Annotated in this window: 16 protein-coding genes; 14 read left to right on the forward strand and 2 right to left on the reverse strand. The window is 72.1% G+C overall.

The annotated features are described in order from the left end of the window. The first annotated feature begins 2 nt into the window (after positions 1 to 2). The 7 genes from EDC02_RS33460 to EDC02_RS33490 all read left to right on the forward strand — a co-directional run bounded on the left by EDC02_RS33460 (position 3) and on the right by EDC02_RS33490 (position 7,455). On the forward strand, positions 3 to 839 hold the full coding sequence (locus EDC02_RS33460) for a CPBP family intramembrane glutamic endopeptidase (RefSeq protein WP_123606191.1): 837 nt from the start codon (positions 3 to 5) through the stop codon (positions 837 to 839). Then, the gene (locus EDC02_RS33465; RefSeq protein ID WP_123606192.1) at positions 836 to 1,993 is read left to right on the forward strand and encodes a sensor histidine kinase; all 1,158 of its coding nucleotides are present in this window, start codon (positions 836 to 838) and stop codon (positions 1,991 to 1,993) included. The genes EDC02_RS33460 and EDC02_RS33465 overlap by 4 nt, the downstream gene beginning before the upstream one ends. Beyond that, positions 1,990 to 2,649: a response regulator transcription factor gene (locus EDC02_RS33470; protein ID WP_123606193.1), complete on the forward strand. Its 660-nt coding sequence runs from the start codon at positions 1,990 to 1,992 to the stop codon at positions 2,647 to 2,649. Before EDC02_RS33465 ends, EDC02_RS33470 begins: the two co-directional genes overlap by 4 nt. Before the next feature lie 338 nt (positions 2,650 to 2,987). Further along, positions 2,988 to 3,317 carry a helix-turn-helix transcriptional regulator gene (locus EDC02_RS33475; protein WP_123606194.1) on the forward strand — a complete coding sequence of 110 codons (330 nt, stop codon included), beginning with the start codon at positions 2,988 to 2,990 and terminating at the stop codon, positions 3,315 to 3,317. Then, on the forward strand, positions 3,317 to 4,063 hold the full coding sequence (locus EDC02_RS33480) for a cation transporter (protein WP_123606195.1): 747 nt from the start codon (positions 3,317 to 3,319) through the stop codon (positions 4,061 to 4,063). Before EDC02_RS33475 ends, EDC02_RS33480 begins: the two co-directional genes overlap by 1 nt. A gap of 28 nt (positions 4,064 to 4,091) precedes the next feature. Continuing rightward, positions 4,092 to 5,030: a 16S rRNA (cytidine(1402)-2'-O)-methyltransferase gene (rsmI, locus tag EDC02_RS33485; RefSeq protein ID WP_158632399.1), complete on the forward strand. Its 939-nt coding sequence runs from the start codon at positions 4,092 to 4,094 to the stop codon at positions 5,028 to 5,030. A 160-nt stretch (positions 5,031 to 5,190) separates the two neighbouring features. Then, entirely contained in the window at positions 5,191 to 7,455 is a 2,265-nt protein-coding gene (locus EDC02_RS33490; RefSeq protein ID WP_199757999.1) for a glycoside hydrolase family 9 protein, read from the forward strand. 43 nt (positions 7,456 to 7,498) lie between these two features. Here the strand turns inward: EDC02_RS33490 and EDC02_RS33495 are convergent, their stop codons facing one another. Further along, on the reverse strand, positions 7,499 to 9,916 hold the full coding sequence (locus EDC02_RS33495) for a M28 family peptidase (RefSeq protein ID WP_123606197.1): 2,418 nt from the start codon (positions 9,914 to 9,916) through the stop codon (positions 7,499 to 7,501). 208 nt (positions 9,917 to 10,124) lie between these two features. On the opposite strand from EDC02_RS33495, the gene EDC02_RS33500 reads away from it, so the two are divergent. From EDC02_RS33500 to EDC02_RS33515, 4 genes are read left to right on the forward strand one after another with little or no spacing between them, the layout of a single operon-like run. Next, positions 10,125 to 11,351: a PP2C family protein-serine/threonine phosphatase gene (locus EDC02_RS33500; protein ID WP_123606198.1), complete on the forward strand. Its 1,227-nt coding sequence runs from the start codon at positions 10,125 to 10,127 to the stop codon at positions 11,349 to 11,351. After that, positions 11,348 to 12,934 (forward strand): ATP-binding protein, encoded by a 1,587-nt coding sequence (locus tag EDC02_RS33505; RefSeq protein ID WP_233606575.1) that lies wholly within the window; start codon positions 11,348 to 11,350, stop codon positions 12,932 to 12,934. The genes EDC02_RS33500 and EDC02_RS33505 overlap by 4 nt, the downstream gene beginning before the upstream one ends. 30 nt (positions 12,935 to 12,964) lie before the next feature. Beyond that, positions 12,965 to 13,414 carry a response regulator gene (locus EDC02_RS33510; RefSeq protein WP_123606199.1) on the forward strand — a complete coding sequence of 150 codons (450 nt, stop codon included), beginning with the start codon at positions 12,965 to 12,967 and terminating at the stop codon, positions 13,412 to 13,414. 3 nt (positions 13,415 to 13,417) lie between these two features. Further along, on the forward strand, positions 13,418 to 14,218 hold the full coding sequence (locus EDC02_RS33515) for an inositol monophosphatase family protein (RefSeq protein WP_123606200.1): 801 nt from the start codon (positions 13,418 to 13,420) through the stop codon (positions 14,216 to 14,218). A 3-nt stretch (positions 14,219 to 14,221) separates the two neighbouring features. On the opposite strand, the gene EDC02_RS33520 is transcribed toward EDC02_RS33515, so the two are convergent. Beyond that, a complete protein-coding gene (locus EDC02_RS33520; protein WP_158632400.1) occupies positions 14,222 to 14,512 on the reverse strand; it encodes a DUF2218 domain-containing protein in 291 nt (96 codons plus the stop codon). 305 nt (positions 14,513 to 14,817) lie between these two features. Here EDC02_RS33520 and EDC02_RS33525 point away from each other — a divergent pair, with 305 nt between their 5' ends. The 3 genes from EDC02_RS33525 to EDC02_RS33535 all read left to right on the forward strand — a co-directional run bounded on the left by EDC02_RS33525 (position 14,818) and on the right by EDC02_RS33535 (position 19,218). Then, positions 14,818 to 15,843 (forward strand): hypothetical protein, encoded by a 1,026-nt coding sequence (locus EDC02_RS33525; protein ID WP_233606576.1) that lies wholly within the window; start codon positions 14,818 to 14,820, stop codon positions 15,841 to 15,843. Between the two features lie 96 nt (positions 15,844 to 15,939). Then, complete coding sequence (locus EDC02_RS33530) at positions 15,940 to 17,580, forward strand: fused MFS/spermidine synthase (RefSeq protein WP_199758000.1); 1,641 nt, start codon at positions 15,940 to 15,942, stop codon at positions 17,578 to 17,580. 48 nt (positions 17,581 to 17,628) lie between these two features. Then, positions 17,629 to 19,218 (forward strand): serine/threonine-protein kinase, encoded by a 1,590-nt coding sequence (locus tag EDC02_RS33535; RefSeq protein WP_123606202.1) that lies wholly within the window; start codon positions 17,629 to 17,631, stop codon positions 19,216 to 19,218. Positions 19,219 to 19,238 lie beyond the last annotated feature (20 nt).

Here is a 19,238-nt window from a genome sequence, read left to right on the forward strand (position 1 = left end):
TCATGCGATTCGTCAAACAGCTTTTCGCCGTCGCCGCCGTCGCCCTCGTCGGCGGGCAGAGCATGGCCGCCGTCGAGGGCAATTTCTTCCTCACCCTGGTGATCGGCGCCGTGACCGCCGTGCTGGGCGTGGTCGTCTACCGGTGGGTCGTGCGGCGAACCGAGCGCCGCGAGCCGACCGAGCTCGGCCGGGACGGCTGGGGCGGGAAGCTTGGCCGCGGGACACTCATCGGCTTCGCCATGTTCGCGGCCGTCGTCGCCAATATCGCGTTCCTCGGCGGTTACCACGTCGATGGCTGGGGCTCGCCGACGGGAGCGCTGGGTCTGCTCGGGTTCATGGCAGCAGTCGCCGTCGCCGAGGAGTTGCTGTTCCGGGGGGTACTGTTCCGGATCATCGAGGAGCGTACCGGCACCTGGATCGCCCTTGCCCTGACCGGCGTGGTGTTCGGCGCGATACACCTGGTGAACCCGGACGCCACCCTGTGGGGGGCGACCGCCATCGCGATCGAGGCCGGGTTCATGCTGGCCGCCTGCTACGCCGCCACCCGGAACCTGTGGATCCCGATCGGCCTGCACTTCGGCTGGAACTTCGCCGCCGGTGGGATCTTCAGCGTCGTGGTCTCGGGTAACGGCGAGTCGAAGGGGCTGCTCGAGGCATCGACGTCGGGCCCGGTCGCGCTGAGCGGGGGCGACTTCGGGCCGGAGAGCAGCCTGTACGCGGTGCTGGCCGGTGCGGTGCTGACCGTGGTGTTCCTGTGGCTGGCCAAGCGCCGCGGGCACATCGTCCCGCGCCGCCGCCGCACGGTGGCGGCCCCGGCCTCCGCTACAGTCACCCGGTGACCAGGATCCGGAGGCTCCCGGATCTGTGGCGGCGGTGGCCCGTCACGGTCCGGGACCTCCCGTTGGCGCTCGCCCTCGCCCTCGCGGCGGTGATCCCGGCGTTGGAACGCCAGGGTACGCAGCTCGGCGACCTCCCGGACCGCCCGTACGACGCGCTGACCGTCGGTGTCGTCGCCCTGGAGTGCCTGCCGCTGGCCGTACGCCGTCGGTGGCCGGCCGTCTGCCTGGCGCTGGTGTCACTCGGCTTCGCGATCGACCAGATCCGCGGATACCACACCATCGCGGGTACGGCACTGGCCATCGCGCTCATCAGCGCCGGCGCCCACCTGGAAAGGCGCCGCTGGGTCGTCGCGGGTCTCGCCTCGGCGGCGTACGTACCCCTGGCGATCTGCCTCGACCGGCTCGGCTCGGGTGAGGGCGTCGCCGGGTTCACCACCTTCTACCTGCTGCTGACGCTCGCGTGGGGCGTCGGGGCGTGGCTGCGCCAGAACCGGGCCGCCGAGGCGGAACGCCGCCGCCATGCCGAGGAGGCCGCCCGTACGGGGGAGCGCACGCGCATCGCCCGGGAGCTGCACGACGTCGTCACCCACCACGTGACGGCGATGGTCGTGCAGGCCGAGGCGGCGCGCTACCTGACGGGCAACCCGGACAAGCTGGAGCAGACCTTGACCGCGATCACCGGCACCGGCCGCCGGGCCGTCGGCGACCTGCGGCAGCTGCTCGACCTGCTCAACCCGGACCACAGCACAGGCGACCCGCGTACGCCCTCCGTCGGTGACCTGAACGCCATCGTCGACCAGACCCGGCAGGCTGGGCAGCCGGTCGAGTTCATCAGGGAAGGTACGCCGGCGGGGGTCACCGGCAGCGCCGAGGTGGCGGCGTACCGGGTGGTGCAGGAGGCGCTGACGAACGCGCTGAAGTACGCGCACGGCAGCCGGACCAGGGTTCACGTTCACCACGGGAAAGGGGAGACAACCGTGGAAATCAGCACCTACGGCTCCGGATCCGGCACCGCGTCCCCGGGCGGCAGCGGGCGCGGCCTCGCCGGGCTCCGCGAGCGGGTCACCGTCCTCGGCGGCGACTTCAGCGCGGGCGCGCAGGCCGACGGCGGCTTCCTCGTGCGGGCCCGGATCCCGGCCGGGAACCGGTCGTGACCGCGCCGATCCGGGTGCTGGTCTGCGACGACCAGGAGCTGATCCGCGTCGGTTTCGCGACGATCATCGACGCCCAGCCCGACATGGAGATCGTCGGCGCCTGCGGCGACGGGCGCGCGGCGGTCGACCTGGCCGCTCGGCTCCGGCCGGACGTGGTGGTGATGGACGTCCGGATGCCGGTGCTCGACGGCATCGAGGCGACCCGCCTGCTGGCCGGCGCTGGGGTCCCCGAACCGGTGAAGGTCCTCGTGGTGACGACATTCAACCTCGACGAGTACGTCTACGAGGCGCTGCGCGCGGGTGCCAGCGGCTTCCTGCTCAAGGACGCCCCACCGGCGCAACTGCTCAACGGCATCCGCACGGTCGCGACGGGCGCCGCGCTGCTGGCCCCGGAGGTGACCCGGCAACTGGTGGGCAGGTACGCGGCCCGCATCCGCTCGGCCGAGGGCACCGCGGACGGCGGCCCGCTGACCCCGCGTGAGCTGGAGGTGCTCCGGCTCATCGCGGAGGGCCTGTCCAACAGCGAGATCGCCGCGGCGCTGGTGATCAGCCAGGAGACGGTCAAGACGTACGTGTCCCGCATCCTCACCAAGCTCGACCTGCGCGACCGGGTGCAGGCCGTGGTGTACGCGTACCGCCGGGGCCTGGTGACCTGAGCGGCCCGCTGATCTTTCGCGGTGTCACGACAAAGGTGGCGCCGAGCACCCCCTGCCGTATGTCGGCCACAGCAGCAGAGCGCACCCGACGATTACGCGGCGTGATTGCCTGGGCCGAGGAGTGCTGGTTCAGCCTTGATGCCAGAGATGCATCAAGATGCACCTGTGGCATCAGGCCAGCAGAGACACCATGCCCCGCTGCCCCGCTGACCTGTCAGCCCTCCCCGCCCGTACCGCCGTGGTTGAGGTTGCTCGGTGCGGGCCGGACGCTGCCGGCGCTGCCGGCGACAATGGTTCACTGATTGATTTATTCAGCGTTTGATGTACTGTCGCGGGTCATGGAGACACTGACGTACGGGCAGGTGCTGGCGCGCTTCGGGCACGCCCTGTCCGACCCGGTCCGGGCCCGGCTGCTGCTCGCGCTGCGCGACGGCCCGGGCTATCCCGCCGAGCTGGCCGACCTGCTCGACACCAGCCGGCAGAACCTCTCCAACCACCTGGCCTGCCTGCGCGGCTGTGGCCTGGTCGTGGCGGTGCCCGAAGGCCGGCGGTCCCGCTACGAGCTGGCCGACCCCCGGCTCGCCCACGCCCTGGGTGACCTGCTCGGCCTGGTGCTGACCGTCGACCCGGCGGCCTGCCCGTCGGCTGACACCGACGACTGCTGCTGATGTCCGCCCAGCTGCCGCTCATCCCGATCGGGCCGACCCGACCGTCCGGACAGAACCGGTCGACCGGACAGAACCGGTCGACCGGCCCGGCCCAGCCGTCCGCCGCCCGGCAGGCGACACTCGCCCGGCGGATCCGCTGGTTCGTCGCCGCCACCATCACCTACAACGTGATCGAGGCGATCGTCGCGATCAGTGCTGGCACCGTCGCCTCCTCCACCGCGCTCATCGGGTTCGGCCTCGACTCGGTGGTCGAGGTGGCCTCCGCCGCCGCGGTCGCCTGGCAGTTCACCGGCGCCGACCACGAACGCCGCGAACGTCGGGAACGTGCCGCGCTGCGGGTCATCGCCTTGTCGTTCTTCGCCCTCGCCGGCTACGTCGGAGTCGAATCGGTACGGGCGCTGCTGGGCGCGCACCGGCCGGACCATTCCACGGTCGGGCTGGTCCTCGCCGCGCTGTCCCTGGCGGTCATGCCGGTGCTCTCGACCGCGCAGCGCCGCGCCGGACGGGAGCTCGGCTCGGTGTCGGCCGTCGCCGACTCCAAACAGACCCTGCTCTGCACCTACCTGTCCGCCGTCCTGCTCGTCGGGCTGGCGGTCAACTCGCTGTTCGGCTGGTGGTGGGCCGACCCCGCCGCCGCCCTCGTCATCGCCGCCGTCGCCGTCAAGGAAGGCCGGGAGGCCTGGCGCGGCGACACCTGCTGCGCCCCGACCGGGGCCACCCCTGGTTCGTGCGGCCAGCAACGGTGACGGCCGGCCGGGTGGCTACCATCGCCGGGTGAACGAGGCAGCCGACGAACGCAGGGCCGACCAGGGCAACACCGGCGGGCGGGGTGAGCAGGTCGCCCAGGGTGAACGGGGTGGCGAGCGGCGCGGCACGCTGTCGGTGGTGCCGACGCCGATCGGCAACCCACGTGACATCACATTGCGGGCGCTCGACGTGCTGCGTACCGCCGGACTGGTCGCCGCCGAGGACACCCGACGGGCCAGACGGCTGCTCGACGCGCACGAGATCAACGTCCGCGTCGTCAGCTGCTACGACCACAACGAGCAGGCCCGTACCAAGGAACTGCTTGCGGCGCTGAACGCCGGCACCGACGTCGCGTTGATCTCCGATGCCGGTACGCCGCTGGTCAACGACCCCGGCTACCTGGTGGTCGGGGCGGCGCTCGCCGACGGGCTGCGGGTCGACCCGCTACCGGGGGCGAGCGCCGCGCTGAGCGCGCTGGTCGGCTCCGGGCTGCCGGCCAACCGTTTCCTGTACGTCGGTTTCCTGCCCCGCAAGTCGGCGGCGCGGCGCACCGCGTTGACCGAACTCGCTTCGTTGTCCGCCACGTTGATCTTCTTCGAAGCGCCGCACCGGGTGGTGGAGATGCTGGCCGACGTACGCGAGGTGCTCGGCGACCGGTCGGCGGCGCTGGTGCGCAACCTGACCAAGTCGCACGAGGAGTGGCTGCGCGGCCCGCTGTCCCAGGTGCACGCCGAGCTGGCCGCCCGCGCCGAGGTCAAGGGCGAGATCACCGTGGTGGTGGAGGGCGTCCGGCGGGGTGAGTCGACCAACGGCGTCGGGGCCGGCGGCCTCGACCCGGACCGGGTGATCGAGCTGCTGCTCGGTGCCGGGCTGGACACCCGGACGGTACGGTCGTTGGCCGGCCAGTTGACCGGTCTGGCCCGCAACGAGGTCTACGACCGGGTGTCGGTGCTGCGCCCCCGCTGAAGGCGCCGGCATAGATCTATTGACATGCTCGAAACACGCTGAGAATATTCGAGTACTGCGGGTGGGAGCGCTCCCATCCGCTGCTTTCGATGCACGACCGCTGACGCGGCGCGCCGGGCAGAGCCTCGCCCGCGCCGCACGACCATCGAAAGGACCAGGCGTGTCGATACTCTCCCGGCGGCGGACCGTTCCGCTCGCTGTCACCGCGGTGGCGGCGCTGACCGCCACCGCCCTCACCGCCGCTGCCCCCGCGCAAGCGCAGGACGAGGCACCCGAACAGATCGTCAACGGCACCTTCGACGACGGTCACGCCCCCTGGTGGGGCACCCCCAACATCACCCTCGACTCCAGCAGCCAGCAGCTCTGCGCCGACATCCCCGGTGGCACCGTCAACCCGTGGGACGTCATCATCGGCCAGGACGACGTCCCGCTGGTCGCCGGCGAGACGTACGAATACAAGTTCTTCGCCACCGCCACCCCCAACAAGGTGATCCGGGCGCTGATCCAACTGCCGGTCGACCCGTGGACCCAGTTCATGGCGGCCAACCCCGAGGTCAGCGTCTCCGGCAACAACTACACGTACACCTTCACCGCCCCGACCGACCTGCCCAACGCCCAGGTCGCCTTCCAGGTCGGCGGCAGCACCGACCCGTGGCGGCTCTGCCTCGACGACGTGTCGCTGCGCGGCGGCGCCGAACCGGAGGAGTACGTGCCGGACACCGGACCCCGGGTACGGGTCAACCAGGTCGGCTACCTGCCGAAGGGGCCGAAGAACGCCACCCTTGTCACCGACGCCACCGACCCGCTGCCGTGGAAACTGTACGACTCAGGCGGCAAGGTCGTCGTCAACGGCAAGACGAAGCCGCGTGGGCTGGACGAATCCTCCGGGCAGAACGTCCACGCGATCACGTTCAGCCGCTTCGTCCGGCCCGGCACCGGCTACACGCTGGTCGCCGACGGCGAGACGAGCCACCCGTTCGAGATCGGCACCACCTTCTACACGCAGTTGCGTGCCGACGCGCTGAAGTTCTACTACACCCAGCGCAGCGGCATCGAGATCCTGGACGACCTGCGCCCCGGCTACGGCCGCCCGGCCGGGCACGTCGGCGTCGAACCCAACCAGGGCGACCTTGAAGTGCCCTGCCAGCCCGGCGTCTGTGACTACACCCTGGACGTCTCCGGCGGCTGGTACGACGCCGGTGACCACGGCAAGTACGTCGTCAACGGTGGCATCTCCGTCTACCAGCTGATGAGCGAGTACGAGCGTGGTCTGCGGGTCGGCCACGGCAAGCCGTGGCTGCAGCGTGACGGCGTGCTCGACCTGCCGGAGAGCGGCAACAAGCTGCCGGACATCCTCGACGAGGTCCGCTGGCAGCAGGAGTTCATGCTCAAGATGCAGGTCCCGGCCGGGCAACCGCTGGCCGGCATGGCCCATCACAAGATCCACGACGCCGCGTGGACCGGTCTGCCGCTGCTGCCGCACCTCGACTCCCAGCTGCGGGAGCTGCACCCGCCGTCGACCGCCGCCACGCTCAACCTGGCGGCCACCGCCGCCCAGGCGGCGCGGGTGTTCGCGCCGTACGACGAGGCCTTCGCCGACCGCAACCTGCACGCGGCCCGCGACGCGTGGGCGGCGGCCAAGGCCAACCCCGAGATGTACGCCGACCCGGCCGACGCCACCGGCGGCGGCGCCTACGATGACGTCGACGTCACCGACGAGTTCTACTGGGCGGCCGCCGAGCTCTACCTGACCACCGGGGAGCGCGAGTTCCGCGACTTCGTGCTCGCCTCGCCGCACCACACCGGTGACATCTTCGAGGAAGGCGCCTTCAGCTGGCAGTGGACCGCGCCGCTCGGCCGGATGGCGCTGGCCACGGTGCCGAACAGCCTGCCGGGCTGGTGGCAGGTGCGGGCGTCGGTGATCGAGGCGGCCGACCGCTACCTGGCCACGCTCAAGGCCCACCCGTACGGCATCCCGTACACCCCGGTCGGCAACATCTACGACTGGGGTTCGAACAGCGTCGTCGTCAACAACGCGATCGTGATCGCCACCGCCTACGACCTGACCGGCAAGGAGAAGTACCGCGACGGGGTGCTGCAGTCGATGGACTACATCTTCGGCCGCAACGCGCTGAACATCTCCTACGTCACCGGCTACGGCACGGTGTCGTCGCAGAACCAGCACTCCCGCTGGTACGCCCGGCAGCTCAACCCCGAGCTGCCGAACCCGCCGCGCGGCACGCTCGCCGGTGGTCCGAACTCGTCGATCCAGGACCCGGTGGCGCAGCGGCTGCTGACCGGCTGCGCGCCGCAGTTCTGCTACGTCGACGACATCGAGTCCTGGTCCACCAACGAGCTGACCATCAACTGGAACGCCCCGCTGGCCTGGATCGCGGCCTTCATCGTCGACCAGGGCCGCGGCTGATCCACACCCCTGCGCCGCCCGGGCGGGCACCGGACCGTGGAGGTCAGAACGTGTAGGTCCGGGCGACGGTCACCAGTTCGCTGGTGTGCGAGCCGGCCACCCCGACCCCGGTCGGCCGGGGAGTGAACCCGGGCAGGTCGGCCAGGCCGTCGCTACCGTCGGCCACCCGTACCCGGACCGGGTCGGCGGCGGCGTCCGCGCCGTCGCCGACCCGCAGCACCAGCACGACCTCCAGCCCCTGCGGCGGCGGGGCGTGGAACACCGTCCCGAAGCTCCACCCGTCGCCGGACGAGGTGCCGGTCGGCTCGACCGGCACCTCCCGGCCGGCGACCGTCGCCGACACCATCTCGGGCCCGTCGGCCGCCACGTGCAGCCCCACCAGCCGGACCGGTCGCTGCTGCAGCAGCCGCAACCGCAGGGTCCGCAGCCCGTCGGCGGCCACCCCGCTGTCGTCGAGCAGGTCCAGCGCCGGGGCCGGCAGGTCCGCCGCCTCGGCCGGCCCGGTACGCAGTGGATGGTCGCCGATCAGCGGGAACTCGTCCGCCACCGAGGCGGTCTGGTCGACGTACCCGGCGGTCCACGGCTGCGGCCGGGTCTCCCGGCTCAACCAGCGGGCCTCACCGGAGTCGGTGTCCAGCGCGTACATCAGCTGGGTCGGCACCGGATGGTCGGCGTCGAACCGGTCCATGACGAAGCCGACCACGGCCAGCACCAGCGCGGCGAGCCCGGCGGCGACCGCCGGCACCGGCCCGGCCCGGCGGGCCCGGACCGCGGCGACGCCGCGCTGCCCGCCGGCCTGCGGCAGCAGCAGGTCCAGCACCGGCAACGTGGCCAACGCCAGCAGTGTCGCCACGAACGCGGCGGCGGCGGCCAGGCCCATGCCCAGCGCCGGGAAGAGCAACACCACCGTCGGCGCCAGCAGCAGCACGCCGACCGTCGCCCCGGCGGCCAACGCCACCACCGGCCACGGGCCGGTGATCCGCAGCGACAGCGCGACCAGGCAACCGGCCGTGCCGGCCAGCGCCGGCAGCGTCGCCAGGTACGACCCGCCGGGGGCGAGGGCGGCGAGCAGCAGACCGATCAGGGCCAACCAGGCCAGCCCCCCGACGGCCAGCGCCGCCGGGCCGACCCGCCGCCGCAGCAACGCGTACCAGGTGAAGATCACGGCCGTGGTCAGCGCCAGCACCGCCAGCCGGTACGGCACCGGCCGGTACGGGTCGAGCAGGTCGGCGTACTCCGGCCGGAGCCGGACCACGACGGTCCACAGCAGCTGCGCGGCGGCCGACGCGGCGACCAGCGGGATCGCCGCCAGCCCGAACCCGGCGGCGAGTCGCGGCCAGTCGGCCCGGCCGCGTCGCCGGGTCGCCCAGGCCAGTACGCCGACCGCGACGGCGGCCAGCACCGCCAACGGCCAGGTCAGCGCGCCGGAGTAGCGGGCCAGCCCGAGCGGGGTGGGAAAGTAGGTGGCGTCGGAGTCGGCGGACAGCGCCGGGATGTCCGCCGCGCCGAACCCGCGTGCCAGGCCGAGGGTGTTGTCGCCGTGGTGCTGCAGGCTGGCCCGGTCCATCGACCCGGGGGTGTCCTGCGGGGTGTGGTAGACGGCCGATCCGTCGATGTACGCCGAGTTCAGCCCGGCGAAGCCGGCGTCCAGGAACGGGGTGAAGTCGGTGTCGTTGGGCAGCAGCCGGTAGACCTCGACGGCGAACGACGTGCCGACCGGGTGCGGGGCGGCCCGGCCGAACACGTCGACCAGGGCGGCGTTGTCGCGGGACGTCTCGAAGGTGACCACCGGCCCGCCGCTGCCCCGCGCCTCCAGGTTGAGCACCACGCTGTCGTCGGCGTCGGCCAGCGGATGCCCGGCGACGAACGCCGCCGCCCCGCACAGGCAGGCCTCCTCGGCGTCGGTGAACAGCAGCACCACGTCGTTACGCGGCCGGTCACCTCCGGTGATGGCGCGGGCCACCTCCAGCAGGGTGCCGACGCCGGCGCCGTCGTCGTTGGCCCCCGGACTCACCTGGACCGAGTCGTAGTGGGTGACCAGCACGACCCGTCCGGTCGGGTCGGTCCCCGGGATCTGGGCGACCACGTTGCGTACCCGGGCCAGGGTGGCGCCGCTGGCCGCGCCGCTGAGCTGCCCGGCCTCGACACCGACCGCGTCCTGCGTCTGCGGTGCCAGCCCCAGCCCGGTCAACGTGTCGACCAGGTAGTCGCGGACCTCGTCGTTGGCGGCGCTGCCGGTCGGGTGCGGCCGCCGGGCGATCCGTTCGATGTGCTGGTGGGCCCGGTCCACGCTGAACTCGGTGGCCGGCGCGTCGACGCCACGCGGCGCGGGTGGGCGCAGGTCGACCAGTGCGGCGGCGGCCACCAGGCCGAGGGCGGCCAGCGCGGCGAGCGCGGCAGCCGGCCGCCGTCGGGGCCGGGCGAACGCCCGGTGGGCGGCGGCGACGAGGGGTACGCCCATGGTGCTCTCCTGCGCTGCGGGGGTAAAGGTGCCTACATCCTGCCCAACCTCGGCCGGCCGGGTCACCGGGCATCGGCCGGGTGGCCTAGTTTGTGAATGTTCCCGTAGTTGTGTGCCCTGGTCGGCTGGGAGACGATCAGCGGGTCATCGAGAAGGAGCCCACCATCGATACTCACCTGGCTCGGCGGCGGACCAGTAGCAGGCCGGTATGACCGGTTCGTCAGTCGTTCCGCCCCGTTCCTATCCTCGGTCCGAGCCGGGCCCGCCGATTCCTGTCCCGCCGGCGGAGCGGCTGCGGGTGCTGCTGGTCGAGGACGACGAGGCCGACGCGTTCCTGGTCGGCGAGCTGCTGGCCGAGGCGCAGGCGGCCGTCGACCTGGTGGTGGCGAACAGCCTGAACCAGGCCCGGGAGCGGATCGCCGGGGTCGACTGCGTCCTGCTCGACCTGGGTCTGCCGGACGCGCAGGGGCTGGACGGTCTGCGCCGGGTGCTCGGCGTGGCCGGCCGGGCGGCGGTCTGCGTACTGACCGGGCGTCAGGACGAGCACCTCGGCATCGGCGCGGTCACCGAAGGTGCCCAGGACTACCTGGTCAAGGGCCAGGTCGACGGGGTCCTGCTGAGCCGGGCGCTGCGGTACGCCGTCGAGCGCAAGCGGGCCGACGAGAACGCCCGCCGGCTTCGGGAGGTCGAGCTGCGGCAGGCCGAGTCGGCCCGGCTGGAGCGCGGCCTGCTGCCGCAGCCGCTGATGGACACCGACGAGGTGTCGGTGCACACCTTCTACCGGCCGGGTCGGCACGCCGCGCTGATCGGCGGCGACTTCTTCGACGTGGTGCAGACCACCCCGGAACGGATCGACCTGATCGTCGGCGACGTCTGCGGGCACGGCGTCGACGAGGCCGCGCTCGGGGTCGAGCTGCGGGTCGCCTGGCGGGCGCTGGTGCTGGCCGGGGTGGCCGACGACGCGGTGCTGCCGGCGCTGGAGCAGGTGCTGATGAGCGAGCGCCGGCTGCGGGAGATCTTCGCCACGGTGGCCGCCGTCCGGCTGGACCTGGCCGCGAACCGGGCCACTGTACGGTTGGCGGGACATCCGCCGCCGCTGCTGTTCCGCCACGGCCAGGTCGTGCCGGTGCCCGCCCCGGGCGGCCTGCTGCTCGGCGTCCACCCCCGCCCTCCCCGCGCCTTCGAGGTGGAGTTCGACGCCGATGAGTGGTCCCTGTTGATGTACACCGACGGTCTGATCGAGGGGCGGCTCGGCGACTCCGACGAACGGCTGGACGTGGCCGGCCTGCAGCGGCTGGTGGCCGAGCCGGCGGCCCGGGACGTCCCGCTGCCGGCGCTGCCCGGCTGGCTGGTCGGGCAGGCCGAGGAAATCAACGGTGGCCCGCTCGCCGACGACGTGGCGATGCTGCTGGTCAGCCGGGGCGGTGGCCGGTGACCGTCGGCCCGGTCGGCCGGTTGACGCTGCGCGCCCGGGTGACGCTGCTCTGCGTGGTGGTGGGCGGCCTGCTGGCGGTGCTGGCCGGCGGCGCGGCCCTGGTCGCCCGGGCCAACCAGGACCACATCGACACCGTACTGACCCAGGTCGGCCCGCTGCGGGCCGACGCGGAGAGCCTGCTGACCGTGCTGGTCGACCAGGAGACCGGGGTACGCGGCTACGCGGTCTCCGGCGACCCGGCCGATCTCGAACCGTACCGGCAGGGGGTCGCCCGGGAGCGGCAGCTGCTCGACCACATGCTCGGGCTGACCGGCCCGGACGACCCGCTGCGCGCCCAGATCGAGGCGGTCGCCGACCAGTCGCAGCAGTGGCGCGACCGGGTCGCCGAGCCGGCGATCGCCGCCGTCGAGGCGGACGGGACCGCCGCCGGGCAGACGCTGCTCGACGACGCCGCCCGGCAGCGGTTCGACACGCTGCGGACCGACGTCGACCAGTTGCAGGCGGACATCCTGGTGGTCCGGGACCAGGTCGCGGCGGACGCCCGGGGCACCAGCCGGACGCTGGCCGGCCTGCTGGCCGTCGCGGCGGCGGTGGTGGTGCTGGCCGGGGTGGTGCTGCTGATGTCGCTGAACCGCCTGGTGATCGGCCCGGTCACCGGTCTCGCCGCCCAGGTGCGGCAGGTGGCCAACGGCGCGTACCAGCGGGACATCGCCAACGTCGGGCCGCCGGAGCTGGCCGCGTTGGCCAGCGACGTCGACGGCATGCGGCGCAAGATCGCCGCCGATCTGGCCGAGGTACGGGAGTCCCGGGAACGGGTCGAGTGGGTGAACAGCCAGCTGCAGCAGCAGGCCGAGGAGCTGGTCCGGTCCAACCGTGACCTGGAGCAGTTCGCCTACGTGGCGTCGCACGACCTGCAGGAGCCGCTGCGCAAGGTGGCCAGCTTCTGCCAGCTGCTGCAGCGCCGGTACGCCGGTCAGCTGGACGCCCGCGCGGACCAGTACATCGCCTTCGCGGTCGACGGCGCGCAGCGGATGCAGCGGCTGATCAACGACCTGCTGGCGTTCTCCCGGATCGGCCGGGTGACCTCCGGTTTCACCGAGGTCGACCTGAACAAGGTGATGACCGAGGTGGCCGGCCAGACCGAGGCGAGCCGGGAGTACGCCGGCGGCGAGTTGACCTGGTCGCAGTTGCCGGTAATCCCCGGTGAGGAGCCGTTGCTGACGAATCTGCTGGTCAACCTGGTCAGCAACGCGTTCAAGTTCCGCCAGCCGCAGGTGCCGCCCCGGGTGGAGATCTCCGCCCGTGAGCTGGACGGCGAGTGGGAGATCAGCTGCCGGGACAACGGCATCGGGATCGAGGCCGAGTTCGCCGACAAGATCTTCGTGATCTTCCAGCGGCTGCACTCGAAGGACGCCTACCCGGGCACTGGGATCGGGCTGGCGATCGGCAAGAAGATCGTCGAGTACCACGGCGGCCGGATCTGGGTGGACACCCAGGTCGACGAGGGTACGGCGATTCGTTTTACGCTTCCGGTGACCGCCCGCCCGGACCCGGCGTCCGCCGCGTCGGCTGACGGCGGCTGACGGCGGCGCGGACAAGGAGGCGATGGCGTGATGACCGAACCGGACGGCAAGAGCCCGATAGAGGTGCTGCTGGTCGAGGACGATCCGGGTGACGTGCTGATGACCCAGGAGGCGTTCGAGGAGCACAAGGTCCGTAACCGGCTCACCGTCGTCTCCGACGGCGCCGAGGCGCTGGCCTACCTGCGCCGGGAGGGCAAGTACGCCGACGCGGTGCTGCCCGACCTGATCCTGCTCGACCTGAACCTGCCCCGGCGCGACGGCCGTGAGGTCCTCGAAGAGATAAAGAAGGACGACGAGCTGTGCCGGATCCCGGTGGTGGTGCTCACCACCTCGCAGGCCGACCAGGACATCCTGCGCTCCTACCAGTTGCACGCGAACGCGTACGTGACCAAGCCGGTGGACTTCGAGCGGTTCATCGCGGTGATCCGGCAGATCGACGAGTTCTTCGTCAGCGTGGTGAAGCTGCCCCCGCGCGGCTGAGACATGATCGACGAGGTGGGTGAGCTGCTGCGGGAGGCGGCGGCGCGGGCGGTGCTGCCCTGGTTCAACCAGCTGTCCGCCGAGCACATCACCGAGAAGGCCCCGGGTGACCTGGTCACCGTCGCCGATCAGCAGGCCGAGGAGGTCATCGCGGCCGGGCTGCGCCGGCTGGCGCCGGGTTCGGTGGTGGTCGGTGAGGAGGCGGTCGCCGTCGATCAGCGGCTGCTGCGCCGGCTGCGCGACGCCGGCCGGGTCTGGCTGGTCGACCCGATCGACGGTACGGCGAACTACGCGGCCGGCCGTCGGCCGTTCGTGATGATGGTGGCCCTGCTCGCCGCCGGTGCGCCGGTGGCGAGCTGGATCCTCGACCCGGTGGCCGGGTCGCTGGTGTCGGCCGAGCGCGGGTCCGGTTGCTGGGTGGACGGGGTACGGCTGACGTCGCCGTCGGCCACGCCACCGGTGGACCGGCTGCGCGGGGCGGTGCCGCTGGAGTATCTGCCGGTGCCGGTGCGGGCCGCCGTCGAGGCCGGCGGTGACCGGGTGGGTGCGGTGCTGCCGGGGCAGCGCTGCGCCGGCCGGGAGCACTGGGACATCGCCGCCGGCGAGCAGGACTTCGCGGTGTTCTGGCGGACCTTGCCGTGGGATCACGTGCCGGGCACGCTGCTGGTGCGGGAGACCGGTGGGGTGGCGATGCGGCTGGACGGCAGCCCGTACGACTTCACCGACGACCGGTCGGGGCTGCTGGTGGCCCGGACCGACGCGGCCTGGCAGGAGGTACGGGCGGCGCTGTTGCCGGGCGGGTGACCCTCAGCCGCCGGCCGGCTGCCAGTCGACGGCGAGGCTTTCCCGGGCGCCGGCGCGTTCCAGGTGTTCGCCGACGAGGTACTCGACCCGGGCGAGCCCGATGTCGTCGTCGCTGTCGGCGTGCAGGGTGAGGCTGTCGTCGGTGGCGTCGATCCGGCAGGTGCCGAAACCGAAGTCGATCAGCCCCTGGTCGGCGGTCCATTTGACCGGTACGGCGGTGGCGAAGTGTTCGCACAGGTGGGTCAGGTGGCGCCGCGACCGTGGGGTCCGGACGTGAGCCTCGGATCGTGGCACCGGAATCCTCACTGGAGACTGTGGATAAGGTTAGGCTAGCTTAATTTACTGGCCAGCTGCGGCACCGCCGGGATGGCTCTACGACACACCGACGGCCACAATCCGTAACCGCACTGATTTTGCGTGATGAGTTCATTGCTGCAGGTAATAGTTGGGACTCGACTGCGCACCATCTGCATAGTGTGGTAATGCACTCGACGCGCCGGTGTTCCAGTGGCGACGGTGAAATCCGGTAAGCTGTGCCCGGTTTACGGACCGCGAGTTACCAGACCGCGAGCTGACAAGTGATCCAGGAGGACGCGACAGTGGTCGGCACGACGATAATCCGGCGGCGCTCCGGTGCGGCGGCGTCACTCGTTGCGCTGGTCACCGCGATCGCGCTGGTGATCGGCACACCGGTCGCCTCGGCCGCGCCCGACGCCCCGGACGAAGGCGACAACAAGAGCCTGCGCGAGGTCCTGGAAGCCGCCTCCAAGGGGCACATCGAAGCAAAGGCCAAGCTGGACAACTCCAAGAAGCGCCAGAAGGAGCTGACCGCCCAGTACGACGCCGTACAGGATCGGCTCGTCTCGCTCACCGACGAGGTCGGGCTGATGGCGGCCGAGTCCTACCGGGTGGGGCGGCTGACCTCGGTCACCCTGCTGCTGAACAGCGCCTCCCCGGCCGACATGCTGGACCGCGCCGCCGGGCTGGAGGTGATGGCCCAGCGGGAGGGCCGCAACCTGCGGGCGCTCACCGAAGCTCACGAGCAGGCCGCCCGGGCCAAGGCCGCGATCGACAACGAGGTACGGGAGCAGGAAAAGCAGGTCGCCATCATGGCCCGCAAGAAGCAGGACGCCGAGCGTGCCCTGGCGGCCGTCGGCGGCCAGTCCAGCGGCGGATTCGTCAGCACCACCTCGGCCGCCGCCAAACCCGCGCCCCGCAACTCCGACGGCTCCTGGCCCTCCGAGTCCTGCAACGTCGACGACCCGACCACCTCCGGCTGCATCACGCCGCGCACCCTGCACGCCTTGAACCAGGCAAAGGCGGCCGGCTTCACCCGGTACGTCTCCTGCTTCCGTAACGGCGGCAGCGGCGAGCACCCCAAGGGCCGGGCCTGCGACTTCTCCGCCGAAGCCGGCGGATTCCAGAACCGCGCCGCCACCGGCGGCAACCGCACGTACGGCAACAACCTCGCCAGCTACTACATCAACAACGCCGACCGGCTCGGTGTGCTCTACGTCATCTGGTACCGGCAGATCTGGATGCCCGGCACCGGTTGGCGGTCGTACAACGGCGGCGGCAGCCCGGCCGGCGACCACACCAACCACGTGCATCTGTCGATGCTCTGACCTAACCACGTGCATCTCTCGATGCTCTGACCTGGCCTCCGTGCATCCCGCTCGACCTCCGGTCGGGCGGCGGGCCGGATGCGTACCATCACTGCGATGGACTCGCCACCACCGGACGTCGCCACCGACAGCGCCGACCCGGCAGACTCCGCCGCCGGCACCCAGCCCGCAGCCGGCACCCAGGTCGAGGCACCGCCGGCCACGCCGCTGCGGCCCGGCCTGGCCGCCGCGCTGGTCTTCGTCTCCAGCGGCGCCGTACTGGTGCTGGAGATCGTCGCGCTGCGGCTGGTCGGGCCGTACATCGGGGTGACCCTGCAGACCAACAGCGCGGTGATCGGCGTCGCGCTGGCCGCGATCGCCTACGGCACCTGGATCGGTGGCCGGATCGCCGACCGCCGCGACCCCCGCCCGCTGCTGCCGGCCGCGCTGGTCCTCGCCGGGATCACCACCGCGATCACCCTCCCGCTGGTGCGGTACGCCGGTGAACTACTGCGCGGCAGCGCCGTGGTGGGCATCCTGCTGCTCACCATGGTGGCCATCGTGCTGCCGGCCGCGCTGCTCTCGGCGGTCACCCCACTGGTGATCAAACTCCAGCTCGGCGACCTGAACCGCACCGGCGAGGTGGTCGGCAAGCTGTCCAGCATCGGTACGCTCGGCGCGATCACCGCCACCCTCGGCACCGGCTTCTTCCTGGTCGCCACGCTACCCAGCAGCGTGATCATGATGACGTTGGCGCTGCTGCTCGGCGGCTGCGGCATCGCCCTCGGGGTGCATCTCCACCTGCACCGCACCCGGCCACCCGCCACGACCACCGCCACCGGCGGCACCGCAGGCGGCGGCCGGGCCGGCACCGCCACCCGGGCCGCCGTCGCCGTGATCGGGCTGCTCGCCGTCGGCCTCGCCGTCGTCGCACCCGACCCGTGCGACGTGGAAACCGAGTACCACTGCGCCACCGTGCAGGCCGACCCGGACCGCGACTCCGGCCGGCTGCTGCTGCTCAACTCGGCCCGGCACTCGTACGTGGACCTCGACGACCCCACCCATCTGGAGTTCGCCTACACCAAATGGATCGGCGCCGCCCTCGACGTGACCGCCCCACCCGCAGAACCGCTCGACGCGCTGCACCTCGGCGGCGGCGGCTTCACCATGCCCCGGTACCTCAGCGCCACCCGGCCGGGCACCCGCAACACCGTCTACGAGATCGACGGTGGACTGGTCGACCTGGGCGTGCGGAAGCTCGACGTACAGCCGGGTCCCGACCTGGCCGTGGTGGTCGGCGACGCCCGGATCCTGGTCACCGACCTGCCCACGGACAGCGTCGACGTGGTCGTCGGGGACGCCTTCGGGCACCTGGTGGTGCCCTGGCACCTGGCCACCCGGGAAATGGCCGCCGAGATCCGCCGGGTGACCCGACCGGACGGCATCTACCTGCAGAACGTGATCGACTACCCGCCACTACGGTTCATCCAGGCCGAGGTGGCCACCGTCGCGGCCGAGTTCCCCGAGGTGGCCCTGATCACCCGGCCGGGGGCGTCGACCCGGCTCAGCGGCAGCAACTTCGTCATCCTCGCCGCCGACCGACCGCTGCCGTTGGACGAGGTACGGGCCCGGTTGACCGCTTCGGTCGGCGCCGAGTTCGATCTGCTCGCCGGGGACGAACTGACCGATTTCGTGGCCGACGCGCAGCCGCTCACCGACGACTATGCCCCGGTCGACCAGCTGCTTGTCGCCCCCTGATGCGTTTCCGCAGGTGTAGCTTGGGCCAGATCGGGCAACTCGGGTGTCATGGGCGGGGTGGCGAACGACTGCGGGCAACTGCTCGGTGACCGGTACCGGCTGATCCAACGGCTCGGCACCGGCGGGACGTCGGTGGTCTGGCGCGGCTACGACGAGATCCTCGACCGGCAGGTCGCGATCAAGGTCCTCGCCCCGCAGTACGCCCCCGACCAGGTGTTCCGCCACCGGATCCGGGTGGAGGCGCAGGCCGCCGCCCGGCTGTGCCACCCACACATCACCAACGTCTACGACTACGGCGAAGCCGTCCGGGACGAAGCCACCCTGCCGTACGTGGTGATGGAGCTGGTGGACGGCGAGTCGCTGGCCACCCGGCTGCGCCGGAAACACATCCTGTCCTGGCGGGACGCGGTGGTCGCCTGCGCCGAGGTCGCCTCGGCGCTGGCCGCCGCGCACGCCACCGGCGTCGTCCACCGCGACGTCACCCCGGCCAACGTCATGCTGACCAGCACCGGAGCGAAGGTCGTCGACTTCGGTATCTCCGCGTTGGCCGGCGAGAGCGACGTCGGCCCCGACGGCAACCTGCTCGGCACCCCGGCGTACCTGGCGCCGGAGCGCCTCAACGGCGGCCAGGTCTCCCCGGCCACCGACGTGTACGCCGTCGGCCTGCTGCTCTACCGCTCACTCACCGGCCGGCTGCCCTGGCAGGCCGCGAGCGTCACCCAGATGCTGCGGGCACACCTGCACACCGTGCCCGACCCGATGCCGCCGGTCGCCGGACTGCCGGCCGAGGTGGTCGACCTCACCCTGCGGTGCCTGGCCAAATGCCCGGCGGACCGGCCGACCAGCGAGGAGGTGGCGAAGACGTTGGCGGCCTCCGTCGGGGTCGCCGCCGGGCTGTCGCCGTCGATGGTGGCGCCGCTACCGAACCGGCCGGGCTCCGACACCGACGGCGGCACCGACGACGGCCCGCCACCCGTCGGCGTCGACGTCACCTGCGGGCTGGAGGTCACCGGGCTGGACCTGCCGGTCGCGACCGGCACCGGCCGACGCCGCCGGCTGCGGACCTCGTGGGTGCAGCGCCGGGCGGAAGCCGTGGTGATCGGGGTCGGCCTGATGCTGCTCAGCGCCCTGGTCTGGGCCGGAGCCGGTGCCACGCCGGCCACCGACCGATTCCGCGAGGCGGTGGCCGCGCCGCCGGACTTCGGGCTCGCCGCCCAGTCCTCGGTGCCCTGCCGGGTCGAATACACGGTGCGCGGCGACTCCGGGCGGGAGTTCGTCGCGGCGGCCACCGTCACCAACACCGGTTCCGCCGAGCTGACCGACTGGTCGCTGCGCTTCGCCTTCCCCGGCACCCAGCGGCTCACCGCGGTGCGGGGCGGGCAGTGGGAACAGCAGGGCGGCGACGTACGGCTGCGGCCGGCGGCCGACGCCACCACCCTGGCCCCGGGGGCGACCGCGCAGCTCCAACTGGCCGGTGACTACGACGGGGTCAACACGCTGCCGCTGGAGTTCCACCTCGACGAGCTGATCTGCGGCGTGTCCGTCGCGGCGGTCCCCGGGCAGGCGGCGGGCGCGACGACCGAACTGCTGGAAACGGCGACCGGTCAGCCCGCCACCGACCCGTCCCCGGTCCGGTAGGACACCGGTGGGCGGTCCGG

The organism is Micromonospora sp. Llam0 (assembly GCF_003751085.1).
Classification (GTDB): domain Bacteria; phylum Actinomycetota; class Actinomycetes; order Mycobacteriales; family Micromonosporaceae; genus Micromonospora_E.

Coding starts and splice junctions, on each gene's coding strand:
- EDC02_RS33460 (WP_123606191.1), top strand. CDS start 3: ATGCGATTCGTCAAACAGCTTTTCGCCGTCGCCGCCGTCGCCCTCGTC.
- EDC02_RS33475 (WP_123606194.1), top strand. CDS start 2,988: ATGGAGACACTGACGTACGGGCAGGTGCTGGCGCGCTTCGGGCACGCC.
- EDC02_RS33480 (WP_123606195.1), top strand. CDS start 3,317: ATGTCCGCCCAGCTGCCGCTCATCCCGATCGGGCCGACCCGACCGTCC.
- EDC02_RS33495 (WP_123606197.1), bottom strand. CDS start 9,916: ATGGGCGTACCCCTCGTCGCCGCCGCCCACCGGGCGTTCGCCCGGCCC.
- EDC02_RS33500 (WP_123606198.1), top strand. CDS start 10,125: ATGACCGGTTCGTCAGTCGTTCCGCCCCGTTCCTATCCTCGGTCCGAG.
- EDC02_RS33510 (WP_123606199.1), top strand. CDS start 12,965: ATGACCGAACCGGACGGCAAGAGCCCGATAGAGGTGCTGCTGGTCGAG.
- EDC02_RS33515 (WP_123606200.1), top strand. CDS start 13,418: ATGATCGACGAGGTGGGTGAGCTGCTGCGGGAGGCGGCGGCGCGGGCG.
- EDC02_RS33530 (WP_199758000.1), top strand. CDS start 15,940: ATGGACTCGCCACCACCGGACGTCGCCACCGACAGCGCCGACCCGGCA.
- EDC02_RS33535 (WP_123606202.1), top strand. CDS start 17,629: ATGGGCGGGGTGGCGAACGACTGCGGGCAACTGCTCGGTGACCGGTAC.